14 protein-coding genes and 1 tRNA gene are annotated in these 16,123 nt (G+C 65.9%); 4 read left to right on the top strand and 11 right to left on the bottom strand.

Going from position 1 to position 16,123, the window contains the following annotated elements:
- Nucleotides 1-158: 158 nt before the first annotated feature.
- Complete coding sequence (purF, locus tag QZ149_RS08805; protein ID WP_291451035.1) at nt 159-1,727, bottom strand: amidophosphoribosyltransferase; 1,569 nt, start codon at nt 1,725-1,727, stop codon at nt 159-161.
- A 175-nt stretch (nt 1,728-1,902) separates the two neighbouring features.
- Here purF and QZ149_RS08810 point away from each other — a divergent pair, with 175 nt between their 5' ends.
- On the top strand, nt 1,903-4,413 hold the full coding sequence (locus QZ149_RS08810; protein WP_291451037.1) for a (Fe-S)-binding protein: 2,511 nt from the start codon (nt 1,903-1,905) through the stop codon (nt 4,411-4,413).
- Between the two features lie 100 nt (nt 4,414-4,513).
- Here QZ149_RS08810 and QZ149_RS08815 read toward each other — a convergent pair whose 3' ends face one another.
- The 4 genes from QZ149_RS08815 to QZ149_RS08830 all read right to left on the bottom strand — a co-directional run bounded on the left by QZ149_RS08815 (nt 4,514) and on the right by QZ149_RS08830 (nt 8,155).
- Nucleotides 4,514-6,088: a hypothetical protein gene (locus QZ149_RS08815; RefSeq protein ID WP_291451039.1), complete on the bottom strand. Its 1,575-nt coding sequence runs from the start codon at nt 6,086-6,088 to the stop codon at nt 4,514-4,516.
- Nucleotide 6,089: 1 nt separating this feature from the next.
- Nucleotides 6,090-6,671 (bottom strand): dCTP deaminase, encoded by a 582-nt coding sequence (dcd, locus tag QZ149_RS08820; protein ID WP_291451040.1) that lies wholly within the window; start codon nt 6,669-6,671, stop codon nt 6,090-6,092.
- A 46-nt stretch (nt 6,672-6,717) separates the two neighbouring features.
- Nucleotides 6,718-7,107 (bottom strand): TM2 domain-containing protein, encoded by a 390-nt coding sequence (locus tag QZ149_RS08825; protein ID WP_291451041.1) that lies wholly within the window; start codon nt 7,105-7,107, stop codon nt 6,718-6,720.
- Nucleotides 7,108-7,516: 409 nt separating this feature from the next.
- Nucleotides 7,517-8,155, bottom strand: a complete 639-nt coding sequence (locus tag QZ149_RS08830; RefSeq protein ID WP_291451042.1) for a hypothetical protein — start codon at nt 8,153-8,155, stop codon at nt 7,517-7,519.
- Nucleotides 8,156-8,410: 255 nt separating this feature from the next.
- On the opposite strand from QZ149_RS08830, the gene QZ149_RS08835 reads away from it, so the two are divergent.
- Nucleotides 8,411-9,247 carry an A/G-specific adenine glycosylase gene (locus QZ149_RS08835; RefSeq protein ID WP_291451054.1) on the top strand — a complete coding sequence of 279 codons (837 nt, stop codon included), beginning with the start codon at nt 8,411-8,413 and terminating at the stop codon, nt 9,245-9,247.
- A gap of 76 nt (nt 9,248-9,323) precedes the next feature.
- On the opposite strand, the gene QZ149_RS08840 is transcribed toward QZ149_RS08835, so the two are convergent.
- From QZ149_RS08840 to QZ149_RS08850, 3 genes are read right to left on the bottom strand one after another with little or no spacing between them, the layout of a single operon-like run.
- Nucleotides 9,324-10,655 (bottom strand): FtsX-like permease family protein, encoded by a 1,332-nt coding sequence (locus QZ149_RS08840; RefSeq protein ID WP_291451043.1) that lies wholly within the window; start codon nt 10,653-10,655, stop codon nt 9,324-9,326.
- A complete protein-coding gene (locus QZ149_RS08845; RefSeq protein ID WP_291451045.1) occupies nt 10,652-11,587 on the bottom strand; it encodes an ABC transporter ATP-binding protein in 936 nt (311 codons plus the stop codon). Before QZ149_RS08845 ends, QZ149_RS08840 begins: the two co-directional genes overlap by 4 nt.
- Nucleotides 11,584-12,666, bottom strand: coding sequence for a biotin/lipoyl-binding protein (locus tag QZ149_RS08850; protein WP_291451046.1), 1,083 nt, complete (start codon nt 12,664-12,666; stop codon nt 11,584-11,586). Before QZ149_RS08850 ends, QZ149_RS08845 begins: the two co-directional genes overlap by 4 nt.
- Before the next feature lie 166 nt (nt 12,667-12,832).
- Here QZ149_RS08850 and QZ149_RS08855 point away from each other — a divergent pair, with 166 nt between their 5' ends.
- The gene (locus QZ149_RS08855) at nt 12,833-13,507 is read left to right on the top strand and encodes a GNAT family N-acetyltransferase (protein WP_291451049.1); all 675 of its coding nucleotides are present in this window, start codon (nt 12,833-12,835) and stop codon (nt 13,505-13,507) included.
- 185 nt (nt 13,508-13,692) lie between these two features.
- Here QZ149_RS08855 and trxA read toward each other — a convergent pair whose 3' ends face one another.
- From trxA to QZ149_RS08870, 3 genes are all read right to left on the bottom strand, one after another.
- Nucleotides 13,693-14,061, bottom strand: coding sequence for a thioredoxin (gene trxA, locus QZ149_RS08860; RefSeq protein WP_291451050.1), 369 nt, complete (start codon nt 14,059-14,061; stop codon nt 13,693-13,695).
- A gap of 94 nt (nt 14,062-14,155) precedes the next feature.
- Nucleotides 14,156-14,794 (bottom strand): TetR/AcrR family transcriptional regulator, encoded by a 639-nt coding sequence (locus QZ149_RS08865; protein WP_291451051.1) that lies wholly within the window; start codon nt 14,792-14,794, stop codon nt 14,156-14,158.
- Nucleotides 14,795-14,957: 163 nt separating this feature from the next.
- On the bottom strand, nt 14,958-15,377 hold the full coding sequence (locus QZ149_RS08870; RefSeq protein WP_291451053.1) for an NUDIX domain-containing protein: 420 nt from the start codon (nt 15,375-15,377) through the stop codon (nt 14,958-14,960).
- A 303-nt stretch (nt 15,378-15,680) separates the two neighbouring features.
- On the opposite strand from QZ149_RS08870, the gene QZ149_RS08875 reads away from it, so the two are divergent.
- A tRNA-Gly gene (locus tag QZ149_RS08875) sits at nt 15,681-15,751 on the top strand.
- The last annotated feature ends 372 nt before the right edge of the window (nt 15,752-16,123 follow it).

Raw genomic sequence — 16,123 nt, forward strand, 5'->3', positions numbered from 1 at the left:
CGGGCGCCCGCCGCCGGGTCGACGCCAGCGGTCGCGGAGTCAAGGGGGGTGTCGGTCATGGGGGGTGCCTTTCGCGGGTGGCGCTCGACGAGGCCATGTCTGGGTGATCGGGACAGTAACAAAGCCCGCGACGCGCGGGCGCGTCGCGGGCATGGTGATTAGCAGGGGGTAGCGTCGGGGGTTCCGGGCACGGGCGTCCCGGCGGGGATCGTCTCGGGGTATTCGCCGGTGAAGCAGCCCAAGCACAGGGAGGTCCCCTGCCCGGTGGCCGCGACCATGCCGTCGATGGAGAGGTACGCCAGGGAGTCGGCACCGAGGTGGGCGCGCACCTGCTCGACGTCCATGGAGGAGGCGATCAGCTCAGCGCGCGTCGGGAAGTCGATGCCGAAGAAGCACGGCCACAGGACGGGCGGGGACGAGATGCGCACGTGCACCTCGGCTGCCCCGGCCTCACGCAGCATCTTGACCAGCGCGCGCTGCGTATTACCACGCACGATGGAGTCGTCGATGACGACCAGGCGCTTGCCCTCGATGACTTCGCGCAACGGGTTGAGCTTGAGGCGGATGCCGAGCTGGCGCAGCGACTGCGTGGGTTCGATGAAGGTGCGCCCCACGTAGGCGTTCTTCACGAGGCCCTGCCCGAAGGGGATGCCGGCCTCCTGCGCGTAGCCGATAGCAGCGGGCGTACCCGAGTCGGGAGTGGGCATCACCAGGTCCGCCTCGATGGGGTTCTCCCGCGCGAGTGCGGCACCCATCTCGTGGCGCGCGGCGACGATGCGGCGTCCACCAATCGTCGTGTCAGGGCGGGCCAGGTACACGTACTCGAAGACGCAGGTGTTGGCTCGGCGCACGGCGAAGCGGCGCGAGTGCACGCCCGACGCGTCGATGGAAATCAGCTCGCCGGGCTCGATCTCGCGTACGACGGTCGCGCCGCACAGGTCCAGGGCAGCTGTCTCGGAGGCGACAACCCAGCCGGAGGCCAGGCGACCGAGCACGAGCGGGCGGTAGCCATGCGGGTCACGCGCGGCGTACAGCGTGTTCTCGTCCATGAAAACCAGGGAGAACGCTCCCCTGATGCGCGGCAGGACCTTCAGGGCGGCACCGACGAGGGGCGCAGGCTCAGGATCGACCACCGCCGAGGCCGAGGTCGCTTCGTCCCCCTCCGTGTCGCCGGGCGTGACGGCGGGTGTCGCGATGAAGGGGGTCGGACCGGGGATGCGGTCGGCCATGCCGAGGAGCGCGGTCACGAGGGAAGTGTCGGTGGAGGCTCCGCGCTCGAAGTCTTCGCCGTCGTCGGCGATTTCTGCGGCCAGCTCACGCAGCTCAACCGTGTTGGTGAGGTTGCCATTGTGGGCCAAGGCGAGCGTGCCCGTGGGGGTGGGACCCAGCGTCGGCTGGGCGTTGCGCCACACGTCCGCGCCGGTCGTCGCGTAGCGAACGTGTCCCAGCGCGATGTGGCCGCGCAGGCCCTGGAGGGACTGCTCGGAAAACACCTTGGAGACGAGTCCCTGGTCCTTGTAGACGAGGATCTGCTTGCCATTCGAGGTGGCGATACCAGCACTCTGTTGGCCTCGGTGCTGGAGAGCATAGAGGGAGAAGTAGGTCAGGCGGGAAACATCCTCGCCCGGGGCCCATACCCCGAAGACACCGCAGTGATCGTGCGGGTGATCGTCTCCGAAGAGTTCCTGGTCGGACAGTGTCATGTCTGGCTGCGAGACGGGAAGCACGATCTCACTCTGACACACTTTTTTACAGCTCGTGGCACATATCCACGTTGTGGCGAGCACATCTGTGCCTCCACGCAGGCCACTCGGCGCGTAATTGCGCACGCTTTACCGGGGAATTCGGTCGCTTGCGGATCGAGATGACACAATGGAGTGCAGAAAAAACAGAGGAGGAAACGTGGCCAATCCAACGCTGAGCGCCATCATGTGGGGATTCGCCCTGCTGGTGAGCGCTCTGGCCATCCTGTCGTTCGCGCGAGGCCTGACTCACATGTGGCGCACGGTCTCGGCGGGAACGCCAGATCCGGGGCGCCTGCGTCCAGTCGGCAAGCGAGCGTGGGGCGTCATCTCGGCGGCCCTCACCCACCGCGAGTTCAAGGGCCGCCCCTGGATCAAAGCCGCCCACTGGCTCGTCATGGTCTCCTTCCCGATCCTCTTCCTCACCCTGGTCACCGGCTACGCGCAGCTGCGCGTCCAGACCTTCACTCTGCCCTTCCTCGGCCACTTCGCGCCATGGGAGTGGCTGACCGAGGTTTTCGCGTGGGGCGGCCTGGCCGGCATCATTCTCCTGATGAGCGTGCGCCAGCGCGCCGGGCGCGGCACAGCCGCCGAGGCGGCACTGTCCAACGATGACCCCGACGGTGCTGCCGCCGCGGCCGACCCGAACGGCACCCCGCCCTCGTCCCTGACCAAGCCCCACCCGCGCGACTCCTCACCGCGCGGCCTGGCCTCCCGCTTCCTGGGTTCGACCCGCTGGCAGGCGCTCTTCGTTGAGTGGGTCATCCTCATCGTGTGCGCGTGCGTCGTGGCCCTGCGCGGCCTCGAATACGCGCTCTTCAGCGTCACACCGGGCCTCGAGGCCCACGCGAGCGCGCTACACTTCCCGCTCACTGCCTGGCTCGGCGCGCTCTTCGTTGCCGCAGCCTCCTCCTCGGCCGCGTCGCTCGCGAACGCAATCGTCCTGGTCAGCGCGCTCAAGGTCATCACCTCCATGACCTGGCTGACGGTCGTCGGCATTCAGACCGGCATGGGCGTCGCGTGGCACCGCTTCGTCGCGATCCTCAACCTGTACACGCGTCGCAACGCCGACGGTACGAAGTCCCTAGGACCGGCTGACCATATGCTCATTGACGGCAAGCCCGTCACCAGCGAGGACGACTTCGATGATCTCCCCGAGGACACGGTTCTCGGCGTGGGCACGGTCGACGACTTCTCGTGGAAGGCGCGCCTAGACCTGTACTCGTGCACCGAGTGCGGTCGCTGCCAGGAGCTGTGCCCCGCGTGGAACACCCAGAAGCCCCTCTCCCCCAAGCTGCTCATCATGGGCCTGCGCGACCACATGGAGTCCGCCTCCAACGTGCAGATCGTCGAACAGGAGGAGGGTCACCAGAAGCTCGAGGATGGCGAGGTGCTGCTCGACAAGGGCGTACCGGCCTCGCCGCACTCCTTCGACCTCGTCTCCGCCCTGTCCCTGTCGGGCGCGACCGGCCCCGAGGGCGTTTCCGCGGTCACCGCTCCCCTAGTCCCCGAGGTCGTCTCCGAAGAGGTCCTATGGGACTGCACGAACTGCGGTGCCTGCGTCGAGCAGTGCCCCGTCGACATCGAACACATCGACCACATCCTCGATCTGCGCCGCCACCAGGTCCTCATGGAGGGAGCGTTCCCCCGCGAGCTGGGCCGCGCGTTCCGCGGCATGGAATCCAAGGCGAACCCCTACAACCAGGCGGCTCGCAAGCGCATGGATTGGGCGAAGAAGCTCGACTTCGACATCCCCGTCGTCGGCGAGGACATCGAGGATGCCTCGCAGGTCGACTACCTGTTCTGGGTGGGCTGCGCGGGTGCCTACGACGACACAGCGAAGAAGACCAGCGCCGCCGTCGCCGAGCTGCTACACACGGCGGGTGTGTCCTTCGCGGTCCTCGGATCGGGCGAGTCCTGCACGGGCGACCCAGCTCGCCGCGCCGGCAACGAGGCGCTCTTCCAGATGCTGGCCGCCCAAGCGATCGACACGCTCACGGAAGCCAAGCCCCAAAAGATTGTTGTCTCCTGCGCGCACTGCTTCAACACAATCGCAGGCGAGTACCCGGAGCTGGGCGGGCACTTCGACGTCGTCCACCATACGCAGCTCCTCAACCGCCTCGTGCGAGACGGCCTGCTCACGCCGGTGCCCCCCACGGCCTCGACTGCGTCCGCTGCCTCCGCGAGCGAGGACGCCACGGACGAGGCTGGGGCGGGGACCGCGGGCACGGCTCCCTCCGTCGGCACACCCCTGAAGGTCACCTACCACGACGCGTGCTTCCTGGGACGCCACAACCGTATCTACGAGCCGCCGCGCGAGCTCGTGGGTTCCCTGCCGAACGTGGAACTCGTCGAGATGCCGCGCAACCGCGACCGCGCGATGTGCTGTGGCGCGGGCGGCGCGCACGCCTGGTTCGAAGAGACGCGTGGGACCCGTATCGCAGACGCTCGTATCGTCGAGGCCGCGTCCACGGGCGCGGACGTCGTCGCGACGGCCTGCCCCTTCTGCTCCCAGATGCTCGGCTCCGCGTCGGGCACGTCGGCTGGTTTCGTTTCCTCCGACGCCACCGACCGAGGCACCGAGGGCACCTCGACACCGGCACGCGGGAAGCTCCCGGAGGTACGCGACGTCGCCGTCATGCTGCTCGAGGCCGTGAAGCGCGGACAGTAACCGATGCACGCACGCTGATGGCGAAAGGGCGGCCCCGCAGAAACACCTGCGGGGCCGCCCTCACGCTCACCTGTTGAAAAGCCGAAGCTATGTACGCGACCTACTCCTCATCTTCGTCGGAAACATCTGCCAAACCGACCAGGAAGCCGTCCTCGTCGATGACGTTGCCGCCCACGAGGGTCGCAATCAAGCCCGCAGCCTTCTCGACCTCCTGCGCCGAACGTAGACGCTCGCGGCGCGCGGTGCGGCTCATCGTGTTCGTGCCAGGCGTGGGGGCCAGGCCGGAGAGCCAGCGAACCTGATACTCGATGATCGCGCCCGCCGTCCACGGCTCCCAGCGCAGGACGCGCGGAGGCGAGGGGACCGCGTGGACCTCGACCATCATGTCGGAGTGGTGGCCGATCGGGCACATGAGCGCGTAACCATCGACGACCTGCGGCTCGTTACGCTGGGCCTCCAGCTCCTCGCGGGCCTTCGCGATCTTCGAGGCGATATCCTCGCGGACAGGACCCAGCTCGGCCTTCAGCTTCTCGATCTGCGCGGCCTGTGCGGGGGTCAGCGCCGGGGCTTCGGGGACGATGTCGCGCGCGTCCTTCATCTGCTCAAACCCAGCGCGCTCGCGCATCGCGGACAGCAGGTCCTCCGGGTTGATCCAACGCGGCGCGTACACCGTCAGGTTCACGGCCGAGTCCGCGTCGGGAACCATGACGTAGCCGCTGCCGGCCAGGCGCAAACCGCCCGCCAGGCGGCGCGCCATGCGGCCCAACGCCTCGAGCACGCGGTACTCCAGACCAACGGGCATGCCGTCGGGGAAGGCCTGCGCCCACTCCCCCATGACCGCGCTGGGTTTCTCCTCGGCGCGCGAGACCGGGCAGCGCAGGATCCACGCATGCGTCAGCAGGGACGGGGTGCCCAGCTGCGCGCGCGTCGGCTGATCCAGGGACCACGGGCCTTCAAGCTCAGCATCCGACGACAAGTGCAGGCGACCGGGCGCGAGCCAACCGGCGTCGTCCCACATGGAGATCGCGAGAGCCTCCAGCTCAGCCGGATCCACGGCCTCCGACACGAGGAACAGGTGGTGACCCAGGGCTTCCTGCATGTCGATGACGCCCGCAGGCTCGCTGACCTCAATGGCAGCGGCGATCGGCACGGCGGCCTCAGCGCTGGTGATCTCGCCGTCGGCGGCGATCTGGAACGCCGGCTCCTGGGTGGTACTCAGACCGATCAAGGACACGTTCGTCTGCATGATCAGGCTGCCCGTCGCGGACGTAAGGACCGAGTCCGCCAGGCTGGAGTGGGCACTCGCCATGCGTTCCTTGAAGGAACGCCTGACCGGCGAAGGCGGGGGCGGCGCATCGTTCCGGTTCGTGACCTGGCCGCGCGGGGCCATGCCGGGCAGCACGACACCCGTTATGACGCCCGTGCGCGTCGTGGTGCCCTGCTGACCGGCGGGCGGGGGCGGTAGCGTCGGGGTCGGATCCGCAGGTTCGGGCGGGGGCAGCGGGGTCGAGCCTGCGGGTTCAGGCGGAGGCGGTACCACCGACGGCAGGTCCGCCGATTCCAGTGCGAGAGGCGCGTCCTGTTCGGCCGCATCAGCTGCGGCCGCGCGCGCCGCACGCTCGGCGCGCCTGCGCGCGAGCCGGGACGGAAAGGGAGGGTGGGGGGACTCCATCATGTCACCGATCAATGCGTGTGCGGGTGAAGCGCTGGTGCGTCCGGGACGGCGTGGGGCCTCGCTGACCCTGGTAGTGGGAGCCAGCGCCCTGTGAGCCGTAGGGATGCTCGGCCGGGGAAGACAGGTCGAAGAAGCACAGCTGCCCGATCTTCATGCCCGGGTAGAGCAGGATCGGCATCGTCGCCGCGTTGGACAGCTCGAGGGTCACATGACCGGAGAAACCGGGGTCAATGAAGCCCGCGGTGGAGTGAGTGAGGAGGCCGAGGCGCCCTAGCGACGACTTGCCCTCAAGGCGCGCGGCAATGTCGTCGCCGAGGGTGACCAGCTCGTAGGTGGCACCCAAGACGAACTCGCCGGGGTGCAGGACGAAAGGCTGATCCGGACCCACGTCGATGCGTCGCGTCAGATCCGACTGGTCCGCCGCAGGGTCGATCACCGGGTAGCGGTGATTATCGAAGAGACAAAACAGGCGATCCAGCCGCACGTCAATACTGGCCGGCTGAGCCAGGCCACGGTCCAGAGGATCGAGACGAATCCGGCCGGAATCCAGAGAAGCGTTGATGTCGCGGTCACTGAGCAGCATGACTCGATTGTCGCACACTCAGCGCCGCGACAACAGCCTCAGCGGATCACTCCAGGGGACGACCCTGCGCATCGCAGCCGTAGGCACCGTAACGCATGATGATCATGATGAACTCAACGAAGGCCCAGATGCCCGTGACGAGCATACCGATGACGGTCACGGACAGGATCAGCTGGATGACACCCTTGGCGGTATAGCCCAGGTAGAAGTTGTGGATACCGAAGATTCCGACGAAGAACGCCAGGAGCAGCGCGACGATCCACTGCTTGGGCGGGGTCGTGTAAGCACCCTGACCAAAGGCGGGCTGGCCGTAAGCAGGCTGGCCAAAGGAAGGCTGGCCGTAAGCAGGCTGGCCATAGACGGGCTGCTGCGCACCCGGGGCGGCGTTGGCCTGGTCGTTAACCGGGGGTCGAGGCCTGGGGGAAGCTGGGAGCATCCGGCGCGGGCACCGAGTTCTGATCCTCCGAGTTGAAGGGGTTGGGCGTCGTCATAACTAAGCCTTTCGATTGTCGTGGGAAGTGACGGCTGCGGGCCGCACCCGCATAGCCTAGCGTGTCGACACCACTTTTCGTCATCCGCAGCGACCCCGAAAGACCCACGATCGTTCCCCGAGCGTGCCCGCAAACGCGTTCCGACAAGCATTTTGGGACCGAGGGCTGCTCGCCCGCACCACGCGCTATACACCACAAAACAGCTCGGACACACAGTGAGACGCTCGCGCCCGGGGCGTCGCTGCACCCGGACAGAGAAACGTGAGGAGCACTAGATACACGTGTGGGACCCGGCATCAGCCGAGTCCCACACGGTGCTCGCTATACACGCCTATTTGGGCGCGCGCGAGTAGGTCAGACGGTCGGAACGCCGTTCGCGTCCCGTGCGTAGATCCACTTGCCCATGAAGGTCATGATCGCGCAGGCGAGCACGCAGCCCGACCAGATGAAAAGCAGGAAGAAAGCGAACGGATTCGCTTCACCCAGCTCCCAGTCGAACGTCGCCAAGTAAAGCACGTTCAGGACCACGGTCACGGCGACCTTGATGAAACCGATCTGCTTGTGGCCAAGGAAGAAGTCGCCGGCACCAACACCGCCGAGGAACAAGTTGAGAAGGCCTGCAGTCTTACGAGGCTTACCCAGCATGGGAGCGTTGAATCCGGGCTGGCCGTAGCCGGGCTGGCCGTAGCCGGGCTGGCCGTAAGGCTGCTGACCGTAAGGCTGCTGCCCATAGCCGGGCTGGCCATAAGGCTGCTGTCCATAGCCGGGCTGACTGTAAGGCTGCTGTCCATAGCCGGGCTGACTGTAAGGCTGCTGCCCATAGCCGGCCTGCTGACTGTAAGGCTGCTGCCCATAACCGGGCTGACTGTAAGGCTGCTGCCCATAAGGCTGCTGACCGTTGGCCGCCTGCTGACCATAGCCAGCCTGCTGGCCATAACCAGCCTGCTGCCCATAACCAGGCTGCTGACCGTAAGGCTGCTGAGGAGTAGACATGACGTCTCCTGATAGTGAGGGAACCCTCGATAAAATGGGGGTAATTGAAAACAGGATCAGACTAGCGAACCTGTACTGTTTATACAACAGTCGCCATTTTTATGCTCCACACCACACTTCGTATATGTTAGAACGCGCTCATGGGGACTTTTTACCTACACTGACAGAGTGTTCACAAATCCAACGGCTGAGGCCTCGCAGGTACTCCTCCATGACCTTCCCCGCTGGTTCGCATCCAACAAACGCGACCTGCCCATGCGCGGCGATGACGTGTCCGATTGGGGAACACTCGTCTTCGAGATCATGAGCCAACAGACGCCCATCGCACGCGTCCAACCGATTTGGTTGGAGTGGATGGAGCGATGGCCAACACCCGGCGACCTAGCCGAGGCCTCCTCCGCGGATATCATTGTGGCCTGGGCGAATCTAGGCTATCCCTCACGCGCACTGCGCCTCAAAAATTGTGCGGGCACCATCGTCGAGAAACACGGCGGTCAGGTGCCCCTCACTATGAAAGAGCTAACTCTCCTGCCCGGCGTGGGCACCTACACGGCCAGCGCCCTCCTGGCGTTCAGGCACGGAATCCGGATCCCGGTCCTGGACACAAACGTTCGACGAGTGCTGGTCAGATTTCTCGATGGCCGGGAGTTTCCACCCCACTCAACCCCCTCGAAGGCAGAAACGCAGCGCGCGGACGCGCTCCTCCCGACAGATGGGCGCCTCGCCGCCGACGTCAGCTTGTCGCTCATGGAGTTCGGAGCCCTCGTGTGCACCCAACTTTCCCCAGACTGCGACACGTGCATCATGCGCACGCACTGCGCCTGGGCACACGCCGGATTCCCGAAGGACGAGAAGCGCCCCACCCCCCAGCCCTACGCGGGCACCGACCGCCAGGCCCGCGGACGCATCATGAAGGCCCTGCGCTCCGCCCACTTCGAAGGCACCGAAGGCCTCACGAAACGTCGCGTCCTCGACGCCGCACGCCTCGACGGCGGCGACCGCTACCAACCCGCCCGCGTCTACCGAGCCCTCCTCAAGGAAGGCATGATCATCTACAACGAAGACACGAAGCGCGTGACGCTGCCCCGCTGATTCTGGCACGAGGCCGACTCCCCACCGCGAACACGCGCGGCCCCAGCGAGGAAGCCACGGCCTCGTCACTGAACCCTCAGTAGCGGATCGCGTCAATCGGCTTGATACGCACGGCCGCGAGCGCCGGGATGATGCCGCATACAGCGCCGATGCTCGTGGAGATGGCGACGCCCGCGATGGCTGCGCTGGCTGGGAATGCCGGCGTTTCGCTGAGCGCGATTCCTATTGTTTCGAGCGGCAAGAAACGTACGACGACGACCGCGATCCCCACGCCGATGATGCCGGCGACGAAGGTTGCGACCACCGACTCCATGAAGACGGCGAAGAAGACGCGCGCGGCGGAGGCACCGACGGCGCGGCGGATACCGATTTCGCGCACGCGCTGACGTACGGTCACGATGGCGACGTTGAGCAGGCCGAGCGCGCCGAGGAAGATGATGATGCCGCCGATAATCATGATGACGCGGGAGATTGTCCCCAGCTGTTCTTCGCCCGTGTCCTGGTGTTCGCCGCCGGTGACGCTCACGTGCCATCCGTCGCCGAGGATCGACGCTAGGGCTTGCGGCAGCACCGTTCGCGCCTGCTCGGCGTCCTCGGGACCGACCCACGCGATCATTGTGGGCTGCCCCATCTGCGGCAGGGCGGCGCGCGCCGCGTCGTAGTGCACGTAGAGGGTCGGCATGTCGAAGCGGCTCTTCGCTTTCGTGACGCCGACGACGCGCAGCGCGGTGCCGTCGGTGGTGTGCAGGACGATGGGGACCTGGTCGATGGGTGCGCGGCCCAGCTGATTCCACAGGATCTCGGAGATGACGACGGGGGTCAGGCGCTGGTCCGCGTCGCTGTCGGTCACCCAGCGTCCGGCGAGCATGCGGGTCCGGAAAATCACCTCGAAGGAGGGGTCGACGGCCTGAATCGTGACGTCGTTGAACATGTCCTGTGTTTGCACCACCGGGTAGCCGCGGAATAGTCCGGTGCTGCGCGCCTGGCGGACCTCGACGATCTCGCCGCCCGAACTGGATAGGCGCGACCAGTAGTGGATGTCGTGGCGGCCCGCGAGCGTCGCCATCGCGTCGCTCACCGGATCCTTCTCATCGGGTCGCGCGACGGTGGACGAGGCCTGGGTCGCTTCACTGTTCCCGGCTTCCTGGGTGGGGCCGTCGTTCGAGGGCCTTCCTTGGCTTGCTGATGATTTTTCCGGCGCGAGGCGCAGCGTCACCGAGCGTCCCTCGTAGAGTTCGGCCAATTCGCGCGAGGATTGCAGGATCAGGTCACCCAGCGCGATAACGACCGTCATGGCGGCCACCGCAGCGACTACTCCCACGAGGGAGAGGACCACGCGGGCTTTCTGGACTTTCACCTCGCCCCACGCCTCGATGAGGGCACCCACGATCTGGCTCAGTGCGTTCACTGCTCACTCTCCCTTTTTCGAGCCGCTGCCCTACCGACGGCTCTCATCGTCTGACGTGCCGTCACACCCGTATCGTCAGGCCATCCCCCCGACGGCGGTGCCGGGACCTGCGCGGGAAGCGGCGGCGGGGGTTGCGGACCAGCGGAGGCGGCGGAGGCCTCGCCCCAGGGGATCCCGGTGCTTCCACCGGTCCCGGCGTTGTCGGCATCAGAGTTCCCCGCCTCCGCACGCTGCGTGAGGGTTCCAGGGTCCGTGACCTCGTGGAGGACGCCGTCATAGAGTTCGTAGGCGCGCGAGGCGCGGGCGGCGACCGCCATATCGTGCGTGATGACGATGAGCGCCGAGTCGGATTCGCGGGCGACCTCCTCCAGGAGGGTCATGACCGCTCGGCCCGTGTCCGGATCGAGCGCGCCCGTCGGTTCGTCGGCGAGGATCACGCGCGGGCGGCGCACGAGAGCACGGGCGATCGCGATGCGCTGCTGCTCGCCGCCGCTCATCTCCCCCGGGTGCGAATCGGCGCGATCCGCCAGGCCCACGCGTTCAAGCATGTCGAGGGCAATTGAGCGCCTGCACAGCAGTTGCATGCCGGAGGCATACAGGAGGGGCACCTCGACGTTTTCGGCGGCCGTACGGGCGGCGAAAATGTTAAATTGCTGGAAGACGAAGCCGAAGTCCTCGCCGCGCATACGAGCGCGACGCCCCTCGCCCAGGCGCGTCGTATCCACGCCGTCCAGCTCGTAGGTGCCTGACGTGGGAGCGTCCAGCAGGCCAATGATGTTGAGCATCGTCGATTTGCCGGTACCCGAGCGGCCCACGATGGACACGTGCTCGCCCGCCGCAACGTCCAGGTTAACGCCACGCAGGATGTGCAGATCCTCGCCGTCAGGCAGGGCGACCGTGCGGGTCACGTCCCGCAGGTGCACGAGGCTCATCGCGCGCTCGTCCCGTCGGACGCGTCAGCGGCCCCATCCTTGGCCCCGCCGCCCGTGTCACCCGAGCCGTAGGGGTCGTCCTGGTTATCCTTCGTCGCGGTCGGGGTGAATTCGAGGATTTCCTCGCCTTCCTCGAGTCCCTCCTTGACCTCGACCATCTTTCCGTCGGTCAAGCCCAGGGTGACCGAACGCTTCTCCGGGTTGGCCGGGTCGGAGGTCGGCAGGTAGACGGTGCCGGTCTGGTAGCGACCCTCGACCGCGGAGACAGGCACAGCGAGCACGCCCGTCGCCGATCCCGTCGTCATCTCGAGGTTCACCTGCAGGCCCGCGAACACGGTCTGGTCGGAGGGAATCGCGCAGCGGGCCTTCAGGTCCGTCGAGGCCGCAGCTGAGTTCTCGGAGACACCCGAGTTTTTCGCGTCCCGCGTCTTGCTCGTGGGGCTAACGAGCGTGACGTCTGTGCACTCGAAGGGGGCCGGGCCGTTCTTAATGGTGACGGTCGCGGTGGAGGGTGCCTCCTGGAGGCGGTACATCTGGTCGGCGCTCAGGGCGGCGACGGCCGAGAACGTGGAGGGGGCGACCGAGGCAACCGTGTCGCCAATCGCGAACTGCTGTCCCACCAGGACGCTCGTGGACACCTTGCCGTCGCCGGGGGCGGCGACCGTCTCGTATTTGAAGGTAGGCTTCCCGGTCTCCATGGTGACGTTGCCGTCCTCATCGGTGACTTGGCGGGTTTCGCCCGGGATTTCCTTGCGGATCTGGATGAGGGCGTCACCCTTGGCGACTGTGTCACCGTCGTTGACATAGACGCGCGCGACCTCGCCGTCAAGCGTCGCGCGAGCATTCACCGGCTCATCCGCCTGGATCGTGCCCGTCACGCTCACAGTGTTCGTAATGTCCGAGCGGCCCACAGAAATCGTCATCTGCCCGAAGGTTCCACCCGGGTCCATGCCGTCGCCCGTCTGTTCCTCCTGCGCGGCGGGGAAAAACGCGAACTTGACCAGGGACACCGCGACGATGACCCACGCGAGTGCCTTAACAATATTGAGCACCTGCGCGGTGCGGGTCTTACGTGCCACGTCCGTCTCCTTTAATGTTCGTTAATCGCCTTATTGTAAGGCGCACGTCATAGCCAGAGCAATGGTTGATACTCATTCTCAGGTTGCTCTTGGGGTTCTCTGGGGCCGCCCGGCGCGTCGTCCCAGCTCTGCCTACGATTGAGAACACACCGACCGAAAGGACGCCATGATTCGCCGCGCCACACCCGCCGACGCCGACGCGCTATCCGCGCTCGCCCGCGAGTGCTTCACCCAGACCTTCGAGTACCTCTACGCGCCGGGCGATTTAGCTATCTTTCTCGACCAAGCCTACTCCCCCGCTATCCTACGCTCCGAACTTCAAGATCCGCAGCGCGCGACCTGGCTCCTCTTCGAGGACGCAGTCGGTGGCCCGTCATCACCGGACGAGGCCTCCTGCACCCCCAGCGATCTCGTTTCCTCCCCCGGCCCCACCGTTCATACCCCAGGCGAGCACCCCAGCATCCCCTATTCCGGGGAGGAAGCCCCGGCCTCGTTCCCCGACGGACTCATCGGCTACGTGACCGCCTGCCCCACACACCTGCCCCACCCCGACGTCGCGCCCGGCGACGGGGAAATCCAGCGCCTCTACATCCTGCGCGGACACCAGGGTGGGGGCCACGGGACCACGCTGCTGCGCACCGCGCTTGAGTGGCTCGAACGCGACGGGCCGCGCACCCTCTGGATCGGCGTGTGGAGCGAAAACTACGGGGCACAACGCTTCTACGCGCGCCACGGCTTCGAGATCGTCGGCGAGTACTCCTTCATGGTCGGCGACCACGCCGACCGCGAGTTCATCACCCGCCGCCCGGCGAGCGTCTCACGCCGACCGTCCTGCGTCTAAGGGGAGACAACCTGCAGATGCTAATGCCCCCAGGGAAGACTGGGGGCTGGCCGGAAGAAAGGAGATGCGATGATCGTTCGCATCATCAGCACTCTGATTGCCCTTCCAGCTTCTACGGTAGCAGCATGTAAGAATGGGTCCCGAGGTTCTCACCTCGGGACCCATCGACGTCTGCTGGGACGCGGTCACTCAGCCTTGTCGGCCTCGGTGATCTTCGCGCGAACATCATCCATGTCCAGGTTTTGGATCTGAGAGATCAGGTCCTCCAGGGCGGACAGCGGAAGCGCACCCGACTGGCGGAACACCGCGATGCCATCGCGGAAAGCCATCAGCGTCGGGATCGACGTGATCTGAGCCGCCATCGCGAGCTGCTGCTGATCATCCGTGTCGATCTTGCCGAACACGACGTCGGGATGCTTCTCGGAGGCCTCCTCGAAAACGGGGCCAAACTGGCGGCACGGGCCGCACCAGGTCGCCCAGAAATCAACCAGGACGATGCCGTCGGCAGACACAGTCTGCTCGAAGTTCTCCTGCGTCAGAGTAACGGTAGCCATGTTTCTCCTTGTGTCGCCGACACTCTGGTCGGCAGGTCAGTCGGGGCCGGACGACCCCTGTGTTATGTCTGAATCAACGGACGCGGCGCGCCCACTATTCCCCGGAAGGGAGAGGCGAAGCGGTGACATGACGCACGTTCTCCTCGGAGGCACCCAGGCCTCGCAAAATAAAGGTCTCCACCAGCGCCAGCGCCGACTCACGGTGCGCCGCATCCGCCGGGAGACGCTGGCCCGCCAGCGTCGCATGAATGAGATGAACCGCGCCCAGCGTATTCTGCTGCGCGATCAAGTTCCGTTCCATGGCCTCGTCGAGGATCCCAATGAGGACCTCGCCCACCATACCCGCGTGATCATGCAGGTGCGAGGCACCCCGGCCCGACATCTGCCGACGCAGGCCCATGCCCGCCTTCACGTGGTAGCGGCTGATCATCTGCAGATGCGCGCGAATGTAGAGGCGCAGGCGCATGAGCGGATCAGGCTCAGCCTCGAGGCGCGCGGTGAGCACCCGCGTGAACTCCTCGGTAACCTGGCGCATGTAGGCGAGCAGCAGCACTTCCTTGTCCGCGAAGTGGTTGTACACCGCCGTGCGCCCCACGCCGGCGCGCTCAGCAATCTGGCTCATCGTGATGGATTCGAAGGCCTGTTCGGCCATGAGAGACCCGAGCGCATCAAACAAGCGGGTGCGGGTCAACTCGCGGTGGGAGGCGAGGGACTCGCCAATAATCTTCGGCATGCGCTTATTCTGACATCCGGTCCCCATGTGTCGTCAAATGGTGGCGGGCACCATTCCCGCGCCGCAGAAGCAACGCAAGCTTTATCACTCACCCTCTCAGCGCGCCCGACACAGCTCACGCGCGCTCACTTCGGCCACCCACTCCCCGGCGACGCGCGACGTGTCACCGGCTGCAGCGCACAGCCACGGCCTCGACAATAGGAAGGTCCGCGACGATCCAGGGCAGGTCCCCCAACTCGGAGATCGGCACCCAGCGCGCCTCCAGGTGCGAGGCACCCGCGACAGGGGCCGGCGAACCGGGCGCAACCTCCGCGAGCCACACGCCCATGACGCGCCCACCCAGAATCGGCCACCACAGGCCGCCGTCCGGGCAGACGCGCTCCCCCACCCGCAGGTGCGCGCCGAGTTCCTCCACAATCTCACGCTCGAGCGCCACCACCGCGTCCTCGCCCTCTTCGATCTTGCCGCCGGGCAGCTCGAACTGGCCGCGCAGCTCCTGCGGGTACGCGCGCGAGCACGCGAGCAGCACGATCGGGTGTTCCAGGGAATCGACGATGGCTGCGGCCACCACGGGACGAGGCATGGGTCCTCCAATCGGTCAAGCGATCCTCAGTGTATCCACGGTCAGCACGCTCAACAGAACCGGAACCATCTCGGAGCGGACCGCGAGGCGTGAGCTGCGGCAGGAGCGGTGAGCGCTGCCGCCTCCTCGCTGGATCGGCGTGCACGCATTGGCGGATGCGACCTTGTCGTCGAGAGCAGCGCGACAACCGCCATCGCACAGCACCCCGCGCCGCGAGCACAGCACCGTGCGCGAGACGCCGGTTGCATGCCCGTCCGTCGTGACGCTATGATCGACAGGTCGATTCCTTCGGGACGATGAATTGCGGGCGTAGTTCATCGGTAGAATGGAAGCTTCCCAAGCTTCAGAGGCGGGTTCGATTCCCGTCGCCCGCTCCGTTTTCCGCCTGGCCGCGCGCCGGGCGGTTTTGTTATGCCTGGCTGGCCTGCACTGAACTGGGGTTATAGGACAAAACGTGTTGGTTTTATGGTGACTTTTCCGCTTTTTGGTGCGGAAAAATCGGTATTGAAGTTGGTGGGAGCCAACTTGAAGGATGGACAAAACGTGTTGGTTTTGTAGCGACTTTTCGGCTTGCTGGTGCGGGAAAATCCACATTGAAGTTGGTTGTTTCATCGTGGGGGTATGAATACCCCCAAATGTCCGGCGTGCGGGCGAGTGATGACCAGGTATGGGCACTCAGCGTCAGGGGCGCAGCGATGGCGCTGCTCCCTGTGTAATATCAGCCAGGTCAGCCGCATTAATTCCAC

The sequence above is a fragment of the Actinomyces sp. ICM47 genome (assembly GCF_905369875.1).
In the GTDB taxonomy this organism is placed as follows: Bacteria; Actinomycetota; Actinomycetes; order Actinomycetales; family Actinomycetaceae; genus Pauljensenia.

Excerpts from the sequence above, each read along its gene's own strand:
- trxA (WP_291451050.1), bottom strand. The coding sequence starts at position 14,061 with ATGGCTACCGTTACTCTGACGCAGGAGAACTTCGAGCAGACTGTGTCT.
- QZ149_RS08855 (WP_291451049.1), top strand. The coding sequence starts at position 12,833 with ATGATTCGCCGCGCCACACCCGCCGACGCCGACGCGCTATCCGCGCTC.
- QZ149_RS08865 (WP_291451051.1), bottom strand. The coding sequence starts at position 14,794 with ATGCCGAAGATTATTGGCGAGTCCCTCGCCTCCCACCGCGAGTTGACC.
- QZ149_RS08825 (WP_291451041.1), bottom strand. The coding sequence starts at position 7,107 with ATGCTCCCAGCTTCCCCCAGGCCTCGACCCCCGGTTAACGACCAGGCC.
- dcd (WP_291451040.1), bottom strand. The coding sequence starts at position 6,671 with ATGCTGCTCAGTGACCGCGACATCAACGCTTCTCTGGATTCCGGCCGG.
- QZ149_RS08845 (WP_291451045.1), bottom strand. The coding sequence starts at position 11,587 with ATGAGCCTCGTGCACCTGCGGGACGTGACCCGCACGGTCGCCCTGCCT.
- QZ149_RS08815 (WP_291451039.1), bottom strand. The coding sequence starts at position 6,088 with ATGATGGAGTCCCCCCACCCTCCCTTTCCGTCCCGGCTCGCGCGCAGG.
- QZ149_RS08835 (WP_291451054.1), top strand. The coding sequence starts at position 8,411 with ATGCGCGGCGATGACGTGTCCGATTGGGGAACACTCGTCTTCGAGATC.
- QZ149_RS08830 (WP_291451042.1), bottom strand. The coding sequence starts at position 8,155 with ATGTCTACTCCTCAGCAGCCTTACGGTCAGCAGCCTGGTTATGGGCAG.
- QZ149_RS08870 (WP_291451053.1), bottom strand. The coding sequence starts at position 15,377 with ATGCCTCGTCCCGTGGTGGCCGCAGCCATCGTCGATTCCCTGGAACAC.